At 67.4% G+C, this 9449-nt stretch carries 10 protein-coding genes; 4 read left to right on the top strand and 6 right to left on the bottom strand.

Translation table 11 applies throughout. From position 1 onward, the window contains the following. Positions 1-1599 (bottom strand): Rne/Rng family ribonuclease (locus tag QRO91_RS15940; RefSeq protein ID WP_279917962.1); only part of this gene is annotated, 1599 nt, incomplete at its 3' end. A gap of 407 nt (positions 1600-2006) precedes the next feature. On the opposite strand from QRO91_RS15940, the gene QRO91_RS15935 reads away from it, so the two are divergent. Beyond that, positions 2007-2981 carry an RluA family pseudouridine synthase gene (locus QRO91_RS15935; RefSeq protein WP_197650434.1) on the top strand — a complete coding sequence of 325 codons (975 nt, stop codon included), beginning with the start codon at positions 2007-2009 and terminating at the stop codon, positions 2979-2981. A 182-nt stretch (positions 2982-3163) separates the two neighbouring features. On the opposite strand, the gene zupT is transcribed toward QRO91_RS15935, so the two are convergent. From zupT to QRO91_RS15920, 3 genes are all read right to left on the bottom strand, one after another. Continuing rightward, on the bottom strand, positions 3164-3973 hold the full coding sequence (gene zupT, locus QRO91_RS15930) for a zinc transporter ZupT (protein WP_014037815.1): 810 nt from the start codon (positions 3971-3973) through the stop codon (positions 3164-3166). 98 nt (positions 3974-4071) lie between these two features. Next, the gene (locus tag QRO91_RS15925; RefSeq protein ID WP_049429105.1) at positions 4072-4488 is read right to left on the bottom strand and encodes an energy transducer TonB; all 417 of its coding nucleotides are present in this window, start codon (positions 4486-4488) and stop codon (positions 4072-4074) included. Then, positions 4485-4835, bottom strand: a complete 351-nt coding sequence (locus QRO91_RS15920; RefSeq protein WP_049429106.1) for a 4a-hydroxytetrahydrobiopterin dehydratase — start codon at positions 4833-4835, stop codon at positions 4485-4487. Before QRO91_RS15920 ends, QRO91_RS15925 begins: the two co-directional genes overlap by 4 nt. Positions 4836-4925: 90 nt before the next feature. Between QRO91_RS15920 and QRO91_RS15915 the strand changes: the two genes are divergently transcribed. Beyond that, positions 4926-5525 (top strand): NfuA family Fe-S biogenesis protein, encoded by a 600-nt coding sequence (locus tag QRO91_RS15915; RefSeq protein WP_049429107.1) that lies wholly within the window; start codon positions 4926-4928, stop codon positions 5523-5525. A gap of 10 nt (positions 5526-5535) precedes the next feature. Continuing rightward, positions 5536-7299: a hypothetical protein gene (locus QRO91_RS15910; protein WP_049429108.1), complete on the top strand. Its 1764-nt coding sequence runs from the start codon at positions 5536-5538 to the stop codon at positions 7297-7299. Between the two features lie 184 nt (positions 7300-7483). On the opposite strand, the gene QRO91_RS15905 is transcribed toward QRO91_RS15910, so the two are convergent. Together QRO91_RS15905 and QRO91_RS15900 are read right to left on the bottom strand one after the other, a co-directional pair. Next, positions 7484-7897, bottom strand: coding sequence for a barstar family protein (locus QRO91_RS15905; RefSeq protein WP_049429109.1), 414 nt, complete (start codon positions 7895-7897; stop codon positions 7484-7486). Continuing rightward, complete coding sequence (locus tag QRO91_RS15900) at positions 7897-8349, bottom strand: ribonuclease domain-containing protein (RefSeq protein WP_049429119.1); 453 nt, start codon at positions 8347-8349, stop codon at positions 7897-7899. Before QRO91_RS15900 ends, QRO91_RS15905 begins: the two co-directional genes overlap by 1 nt. Before the next feature lie 220 nt (positions 8350-8569). On the opposite strand from QRO91_RS15900, the gene QRO91_RS15895 reads away from it, so the two are divergent. Further along, a complete protein-coding gene (locus tag QRO91_RS15895) occupies positions 8570-9181 on the top strand; it encodes a superoxide dismutase (RefSeq protein WP_005410310.1) in 612 nt (203 codons plus the stop codon). Positions 9182-9449: the final 268 nt, after the last annotated feature.

Genomic DNA, 9449 nt, shown 5'->3' with positions numbered 1-9449 from the left:
CGGGGAGGTGTGCTTGACCTGGGTCACGGCCGGCGGCGGGATATTCAGCTGGCCCTTGGTCAGGGCGTGCACCGGCAGCTTGCGCGGGGTGCCGCGCTGGTAGCTGGGCTTGCTGCTTTCTTCACCCAGCTCGTTCTCGCGCAGGCGGGTGACGGTGTAGTGCGGGGTGTGCAGCTGCTCGTCGGCGACGATCACGATCGGCGCTTCGTGGCGCTGTTCGATCTCGCGCAGGGCGCTGCGCTTCTCGTTCAGCAGGTAATTGGCGATCTCCACCGGGGCCTGCACCAGCACCTGCCCGGTGTTCTCCTTCATTGCATGCTCTTCGGCAACGCGGATGATCGACAGCGACAGCGACTCGACGCTGCGCATGCGGCCGTGGCCGTCACAACGCGGGCAGACGATCTGGCTGGACTCGCCCAGGCTCGGGCGCAGGCGCTGGCGGCTCATTTCCAGCAGGCCGAAGCGCGAGATGCGGCCGACCTGGACCCGCGCGCGGTCGTACTTCAGCGCGTTGGCCAGGCGGTTCTCGACCTCACGCTGGTGCTTGTTGGAGGCCATGTCGATGAAGTCGATCACCACCAGGCCGCCCAGGTCACGCAGGCGCAGCTGGCGGGCCACTTCCTCGGCCGCTTCCAGGTTGGTCTGGAAGGCGGTGTCCTCGATGTCGCTGCCCTTGGTGGCGCGCGAGGAGTTCACGTCGACGGCGGTCAGCGCTTCGGTCTGGTCGACCACGATCGAGCCGCCCGACGGCAGGCGCACGTTGCGCTCGTAGGCGCCTTCGATCTGCGATTCGATCTGGAAGCGGTTGAACAGCGGGATGTCGTCCTTGTAGTGCTTGAGCTTGCGCAGGGTCTGCGGCATCACCTGCTGCATGAACTCGCGGGCGTGCTCGTACATCTCCTCGGTGTCCACCAGGATCTCGCCGATGTCGGCACGCAGGTAGTCACGCAGGGCGCGCACGATCAGGCGCGATTCCTGGTAGATCAGGAACGGGGCCGGCTTGCTCAGCGCGGCCTCGGCGATGGCGCGCCAGACGTTGAGCAGGTAGTCCAGATCCCACTGCAGCTCTTCCGCATCGCGGCCGACGCCGGCGGTACGGATGATCACGCCCATGTCATCAGGGATATTGAGCTTGTCCAGGGCGTCCTTCAGGGCGGCACGGTCTTCGCCTTCGATGCGACGGGACACGCCGCCAGCGCTGGGCGAGTTCGGCATCAGCACCATGTAGCGGCCGGCCAGCGAGATGAACGTGGTCAGGGCAGCGCCCTTGTTGCCACGCTCTTCCTTGTCGACTTGGACGACGATCTCCTGGCCTTCCTTCAGCAGCTCGCGGATGCCGGCCTTGTTGTGGTCGACGCCGGCCTGGAAGTAGTCGCGGGAGATTTCCTTCAGCGGCAGGAAGCCATGGCGGCCACCACCGTATTCGACGAAGGCCGCTTCCAGCGAGGGCTCGATACGGAAGATCCGGCCCTTGTAGATGTTGGACTTCTTCTGTTCCTTCGACGGCTGTTCGATGTCGATGTCATACAACGACTGGCCATCCACGATGGCAACACGCAGCTCTTCAGCCTGCGTGGCGTTGATCAGCATTCGCTTCATTGTTGCGTTCCTCGCAAGCGGCTACCGCGCGGAACGCCATGGGGTTTCGCCTCTGGACACGGTTCGCCGCCCATTCGCGCAAGCGCGGGGAGGGCGGCTTGGGTTTCCAGCGCTACGACACCACGGCAGGCCGCGGGAGCGCTTCACTCTTATGGGTTTTGGGGTGTTACAGGCCGCAGGCAGCTGTCAGCCAGGCTGGAGCGCCACGCGGGACATGTTCAGCACGGTTGCGTGTCAGGCATCCGGCGATGGCCGGGAAGGCCGGTGAGCCGCTAACATGGCCGCCCCGCGGGCGGTGGTCGCGCACTGTGCCGGATTCGTCGGAAGCTGGGCTTCTGGCCCTGAGTAACTTCCAACGAAATCAATCCCTTATCTCGCCCCCCGAGTGTAACAGAATAAACAGCCTGATGACCGCCCAAGACCCGACCAAACCCGCTGGCGACAAGCCTTCCGTGCGCATGATCACCGTTCCCGCCGACCGCGTCGGCCAGCGCCTGGACAACTTCCTGCTTGGCCAGCTGAAGGGCGCCCCGCGCAGCCTGGTCTACAAGCTGGTGCGCAGCGGCCAGGTACGGGTGAATGGCGGCCGTGCCAAGGCCGAACGCAAGCTGGAGGCGGGGGACGAGGTGCGTGTGCCGCCGGTCCGTCTCAGTGAAGAGGGAGACAAGGCCGGTCCTCCGGAGGCGTTCATGCGCCGCCTGGAGCAGGCCATCGTCTTCGAGGACGCTCGCCTGCTGGCCCTGAACAAGCCCACCGGGGTGGCCAGCCACGGTGGCAGCGGCATCAGCTTCGGCGCCATCGAGACCCTGCGCGCGCTGCGCCCGGGGCAGACCCTGGAACTGGTCCACCGGCTGGACCGCGACACCTCGGGCCTGCTGATCGTGGCCAAGAAGCGCTCGGCGCTGAGCGAACTGCAGGCCCTGCTGCGTGAAGACCACGGTGCCGGCATCCGCAAGCGCTACCTGACCCTGCTGGCCGGGCGCATGCCCGACGGCGTGATGACGGTCGATGCGCCGCTGCATGTCGGCCTGCGCCAGGGTGGCGAGCGCCATGTGCAGGTCAACGCGATCGGCAAGGAATCGATCAGCCACTTCCGGGTGCTGGAGCGCCGCGGCGGCCATTCCTACTGCGAAGTGCGCATCGAGACCGGCCGGACCCACCAGATCCGCGTGCATGCCCAGCACCTGGGGCATCCCGTGGCCGGTGACGACAAATACGGCGATCCTGCGGTCAACAAGCGGCTTCGTGATCAGATCGGGCTGAAACGACTGTTCCTGCACGCGGCGTCGCTGGAGTTCGCACTGGACGACGGCAAGAGCCCGTATGTGCTGAACGCGCCGCTGGCGGATGAGCTGGTCGAGGCGCTGGACCGGCTGAAGTAACCCCTTCGGGGCTGACCGGCCAACCGGCGCAGCCCCTCGCGGCTGGCGTTCAACGTGGGATTCCGGTTTTGGTCGGTCCGGATGGGTTGGCGGGGGACGCCCTGAACCCACCTCGCTCGGCCCAACCCCGGAATCTCGCTCCGCCAGCCGCGAGGGGGCTCAGCCCGTTGGCCGGGAACCCCTCACCACTTGAACAGCACCAGGCTGATCGCCAGCGTGCCCATGCCGGCCACCAGCCCGTACACGGTTTCGTGGCCCTTGGCGTAGCGCTTGGCCGCAGGCAGCAGTTCGTCCAGCGCCAGGAACACCATCACGCCGGCGATCAGTCCGAACACCCAGCCAAACGTGGCGTGCGACAGCGATCCTGACAGCAGCCAGTAGCCCAGCGCCGCGCCCACCGGCTCGGCCAGGCCGGACAGCAGGCTGGCACTGAACGCATAGAACTTGTTCTGGGTGGCGAAGTACACCGGCACCGCGATTGCGATGCCCTCGGGAATATTGTGGATGGCGATGGCGAAGGCCAGCGGCATGCCCACCGACGGGCTTTCCAGCGTAGCGAAGAAGGTCGCCAACCCTTCCGGGAAATTGTGCGCGGTGATCGCGATCGAGGTCAGCAGCGCGACGCGCTTCAGGTACTCGCGGCTGTTCTCGCGGAATGCGGGATCCTGCTTGTCCAGGCTGTCATGCGGGTTGGGAATGAAGTGGTCGATCAGCACGATGACGATCACGCCCAGCAGGAAGGCCAGGGTGCCGTAGGTGAAGCCGGTGCGCTCGCCATAGGCCAGTGCGAACGAGGCAATGGACTTGTTGAGGATTTCCGACAGCGAGACGTAGACCATCGCGCCGCCAGCGAAGGCCAGGCCGAAGGCCAGCAGGCGCGGGTTGGGGCGGCGCGAGAACAGCACCAACAGGCTGCCGATCGCGGTGGCAAGGCCGGCCGCGAGGGTGACCGCCAGCGCGATCCAGATGTTTTCGGGGGGAATCTGCAGCATCTACCGACGCGGTCCTGGTCAACAGACAACCGCCCCGGTCAGGGCCGGGGCGGCGAGGGCGAGGCGGGCGTCGGCGGGCCTCGTCGGGGTACGGGCGATCAGCCGCCGCGACGCAGGCGTTCTTCGATGGCGAAGCACTGGTCCGGCTTCGGCTGCGGCGGGTTGAAGCTGACCGGCACCTGGATGGTGGCCGGCACCGGCTGGCCGTTGCGGGTGGCGGCATTGAACTGCCAGCCCTGAACGGCGGTCTTGGCCAGTTCATCCAGCTGCGGGTTGCCGGCGCCGGTGAGCAGCGCAACCTCGCTCGGCTTGCCGTCGGTGCCGATGGTCACCTTGAAGGTGCTGGTGCCGCCCACGCCCATGCAGGCCAGTTCAAGCGGGTACTGCGGCGGCGGCGTCTTCACCGCTGCGACTTCGGTCGGCGCGGGCGGTGGTGGTGCCGGCGGCTCGGACGCGCCACAGCCGGCCAGGCCGGTCGCAGCGATCAGGGACAGGCTCAGCAAACGTACGTTCATGGCAGTTGCTCCGTCAGGGCCGAAGTCTTTGCAGCGCAGATGAAGTCGTTCTCGCTCAGGCCGCCCACGTCGTGGGTGGAAAAGCGCACGACCGCTCGGTCGTAATGCACGCCCAGGTCCGGATGGTGGTCCTCGTGGTGGGCAATCCAGGCCAGCGCGTTCACGAAGGCCATGGTGGCGTAGTAATCCTTGAAGCGGAAGGTGCGCGTCAGGGCCTGCCCGCCCTCGCTCAGCTCCCAGCCGGGAATCTGCGGCAGCAGTTCGGCCAGGCGGGCCTCGCCCAGCTTGTGGTCGCTGCCCTTGCGCGGCACGCAACGGGCCTGGGCCAGCGGAATCAGGTCGGCCATCGGAATCTCCACCTCGTGTTGACTGAACAATGCGCCGGACGGTGTATAAACCGTATGAGCGGCTGACGCTTACTTGGCTAGAATAGCCTGATGATCCAGATCTCCGACACTGCCCAGACCCATTTCCGCAAGCTGATCGAACGCGAGGGCGTGCCCGGCATGGGCGTGCGCCTCAGCGCGGTCGATCCCGGTACTCCGCGCGCTGACGCCCGGCTGGAGTTCGCCGAGCCGGCCGACCTGCTTGGCGACGAGTGGGCGGTGGACTGCGATGGCTTCACTCTCTACGTCGACGCGAGCAGTGTCGGCTGGCTCGACGGTGCCGAGATCGATATCGTCGCCGGCAGCGCCGGTACCCAGCAGCTGACCATCAAGGCGCCGCGCATCAAGGGTGAAGCACCCGGCGATGCCGCCTCGCTGGTCGAGCGCGTGCACTGGGTTGTGGAGAATGAAATCAACCCGCAGCTGGCCTCGCATGGCGGCAAGGTGGCCGTGCAGGAAGTCTCGGCCGAAGGCGTGGTGCTGCTTCGCTTCGGTGGTGGCTGCCAGGGCTGCGGCATGGCCGACGTGACCCTCAAGCAGGGCATTGAAAAGACCCTGATGGGCCGCGTGCCGGGCGTGACCGCCGTCCGCGACGCGACCGACCACGACAGTGGCCACGCGCCGTATATCCCTCGCGGCAACGCCGCCTGATCGCTGACGCGTGCCTCTGACCCGGGCCGAGCAATTCATCGACCTGCTGCTGGCCCGCCAGCAGCCCAGGGCCGTCCTCGAGAAGACCACGCGCCTGCCGTATGGCTGGGCGCTGTGGCTGCGCTCGCTGGGTCCGTTGCCGCGGCCGCTGCACGCCAGCGAGTTGATCGCGGTGCTGTTGCCGCGCCCGCTGCCGGGGCCTCCGGGGCAGCTGCCCCGGTTGTCGCCGTGGCAGGCGGTGCGTCGTCTGTTCTGGCAGGACTGGGATGCCGCGCCGCGCGACCAGCGCTGGATGCGCTGGATCTCGGCATTGGCCAGTGCGCTGCTGCATCTGCTGTTCTTCATGCTGCTGCTATGGGTAGCAGTGATCCGCACCACGGCACCGGAAGAAGAAGGCGCCGAAGGCCAGCGCGTGCAGGTGGAGTTCGTCGGTCGCGCCACCCAGGAAGGCGGCGGCGATCAGCCAGGTGCCGAAGCGGCGGCGGCTGCACCGCCGGGGCAGGTTGCAGCTGGCCAGGACGCAGGGGCCGCAACGGCGCCTGAGCCGCGCCCGGCGTCCGCGTCGGCAGCGGCGTCTGCATTCGCTCCGGCGGTGACGGCTAGCGTGCCACCGCCACCCGCCGAATCCGAGCCGGCGCCCGTCGCGGCACCGCCACCGTCACCGGTGCAGGCCACTGAAGTAGCCGAGGCCAGTACGGATTTCGTGGTGCCACCGGTCAGCGTGCCGCGCACGGAGGTCAGCATCGTGCCGCGCGACACCACGCCGACGGTGCGCGAGCGCAGCGTGCAGCCGGTGCAGGCGCCACCCACCCCGGCTCCGGTACGCACGCCTGAAGTCGCGGTGCGTGCGCCGTCGTTGCGTGACATCCAGGTACAGGAGCGCGAAGTCAGTACGGTCGATGCACCGGCGGTATCGCAACCGCTGCGCACGGCCGATGTGCAGGTCCGTGTGCCGCAGCGCGACGTGCAGGTGCGCGAGCGCGAAGTGCAGGCCGTGGTCGATCCGCAGGTGCGGATGGCTGCTGTGGCCGGGCGCGAGCCGACCGTGCGTGCGCCTGCCGGCCGTGACGTGCAGGTACGCGAGCGAGAAGTTGCGTCGGCACCCGCGGCGGCGCCCTCAACGTCCAGCGGCAGCGCGCCAGCGGCAACGGCGGCGCCTGCGGCCGGCACTGCAAGCCAGGCCAGCAGCAGCACGCCACGGTCGTCCGCCTCCAGCACGACACCGGCCCAGGCCGGCGCGCGTCCGGCTCCCAACCCGGGCAACTGGGCCACGCCTGCCAAGGGCGACGACTGGGGCGCGTCGAGCCGCAACCACGACGGCGCCAGCAGGGGTGCAAGCCAGGCCAGTGTGGCCGGCAAGGGCAATGGCCTGTTCAATGCCGATGGCAGCGTGCGCGTGCCGGGGCAGCAGGGTGACGGTCACGCCGAGCGTGGCGCCCCCGGCGGCGCCAATGATGGCTGGAGCAAGGAGCGCATCGCGCAGTCCGGCACCTGGTTGAAGCGGCCACCGTACGATTACACGCCGACCTCGTTCGACAAGTACTGGGTGCCGCAGGAATCACTGCTGGCCGAATGGGTGCGCAAGGGCATCAAGTCGATGGAGATTCCGTTGCCGGGCACCGGTACGAAGATCTCCTGTGTAATCTCGATCCTGCAGGCGGGTGGAGGCTGTGGCCTTACCAATCCGAACATGCAGGACCAGCCGGCCGTGGCACGGCCGCCGCCGGACATTCCCTTCAAGAAAGAGCTGCAGGAAGACAACGGCAGCCGCTAGCGGCTGCCGTTGTCCACGCATGTTCCCTATCCCCGCGCCGTTGGCGCGCCCCCTTGAACAACAAGGGGGCTTTTCGCTGGACCCACCGCGGGATGTGGCGGTCGTGCTGGCGTGCTTTGGTGGGTGCCAACCTTGGTTGGCGCAGAAGCGCCGACCAAGGTCGGCCTCTACCAGGGCGTTGCGCTTACGCGCTCTGCGACAGGAACACCCAGAACGGCACATCGCGGCCGACCCAGTCACGGCTGGCCTCATCCATCACATCCAGCAGGGTGTCGAAGTCCTTCTGGGTGGCGGCACGCAGTGCATCCACGTCGGCCAGGAACAGCGCGTAGCCGTTGGCCGGCAGCCATTGCAGGTCGCGCAGGTTGTCCGACAGCGCATCCCAGTTGCCGCCGAAGCCCGCCGGGAAATCCAGCTGCGCCGCCAGCCGTGCCAGCAGGGTGCGCTTGTCGGCCACGCCTTCCAGATCGATGCGGATCACCTTCAGGCCGGCGTCGCGCATCGCGGCGGCCAATGCGCTGATGTCGTCGCTGTCGATGGCGTAGACGCCAGCGTTGTTGATGTCATGCAGGCCGAGGCCGAAATCGTCATGGCTCATCACTGCGCTCCCTGGGCCGGTACGGTGAAGCTGCGGAATGATTCGTAGTGGTCGTCGGTGTAGTACCACGCCTCCGCCGGATCACCGCCGGTGACGATGCGGCGCGTGCCACGGGTGCGTGCGCCGGGGGTGTCCACGGTGTATTCGCGGTAGTAACCGCGCGGGCGCTGCGGCAGCTGTTGTTCGCGGTTGCCGAAGGTACTGCCGTCCTGGCGGTGCGGGAACGGCCCGCCGCGCTGGATCAGGGCGATGGTCTGCCGGGCTTCGGCGGGCAGGAAGGCGGGCAGGCCACTGTCATTGCCTGCGCCGGCAGCGGCCGGCGCACGCGCGGCGGGTGTGCCCTGCAGTTCCGGTGCGAACTGTGGCGCCGGAGGGCGCTGCATGAAATGGTTGACGACCAGGCCGAGCAGCAGCAGGGCGATGGCGGTGATCAGCAGCCGGGGGTTGCGCATGGGCAGGGGCGGGCAGGGGTGGTGGCAGGCACTGTAGCGCTCCTGCGCTGCACGGTGCATGAGGAGCGCGGTGCGTCACCGGTGCGTAACAATTGCCGTCGTGCTCACTGGCAGGACGCAATTTCCTTTACATCCCCCTTGGTAATCTGGCGGTCTGTCCCCATCATTCACCGCGCAACGCCCGACACCGTCGGGTGCCCTCGCAATCAGGAGATGCATCATGGCCTACACCCTGCCCAAGCTGTCCTACGCCTACGACGCGCTGGAACCGCATATCGATGCGGCGACGATGGAAATCCATCACACCAAGCATCACCAGACCTACATCAACAACGTCAACGCGGCGCTGGAAGGCACCGAGTACGCTGACCTGCCGGTCGAAGAACTGGTGAAGAAGCTCAAGTCGCTGCCGGAGAACCTGCAGGGCCCGGTGCGCAACAATGGTGGCGGCCATGCCAACCACTCGCTGTTCTGGACCGTGATGGCGCCGAACGCGGGCGGCAACCCGGTGGGTGACGTGGCCAAGGCCATCGACAAGGACCTGGGCGGTTTCGACAAGTTCAAGGACGCCTTCACCAAGGCCGCGCTGACCCGTTTCGGCAGTGGCTGGGCATGGCTGAGCGTGACCCCGGACAAGAAGGTCGTGGTCGAGAGCACCGGCAACCAGGACAGCCCGCTGATGGAGGGCAACACGCCGATCCTGGGCCTGGACGTGTGGGAACACGCGTACTACCTGAAGTACCAGAACCGCCGTCCGGAATACATCGGCGCGTTCTTCAACGTCATCGACTGGAACGAAGTCGAGCGCCGTTACCAGGAAGCGATCGCCTGATTGCCGTAATGGGATGAAGCGAAGAGGCCGGGGGAAACCCCGGCCTTTTTTGTTTCCCGGATTCTGGACGTCGGGTAGGACCTGGTGGGTGCCGCGCCTGGTCGGCCCGGTCGGCCCCGGGCGCGCGGGCGGGCAGTGCCGACCCAAGTCCGCAACCACCGACGCCTCCCACCGGGGCCCGTGGGGGGGTTTATGCGTGGTGGGCGTCTATTCCTCCAGGCGGGCTGGTTGCTACACCGCCCTTCGGCGGCCGGGCACAACAGCCTTG

This window comes from Stenotrophomonas maltophilia group sp. Smal32 (assembly GCF_030237085.1).
GTDB lineage: Bacteria > Pseudomonadota > Gammaproteobacteria > Xanthomonadales > Xanthomonadaceae > Stenotrophomonas > Stenotrophomonas maltophilia_Q.
Note: the sequence above shows the minus strand (reverse complement) of the source record. Positions and strands in the feature narration are given on the sequence as shown.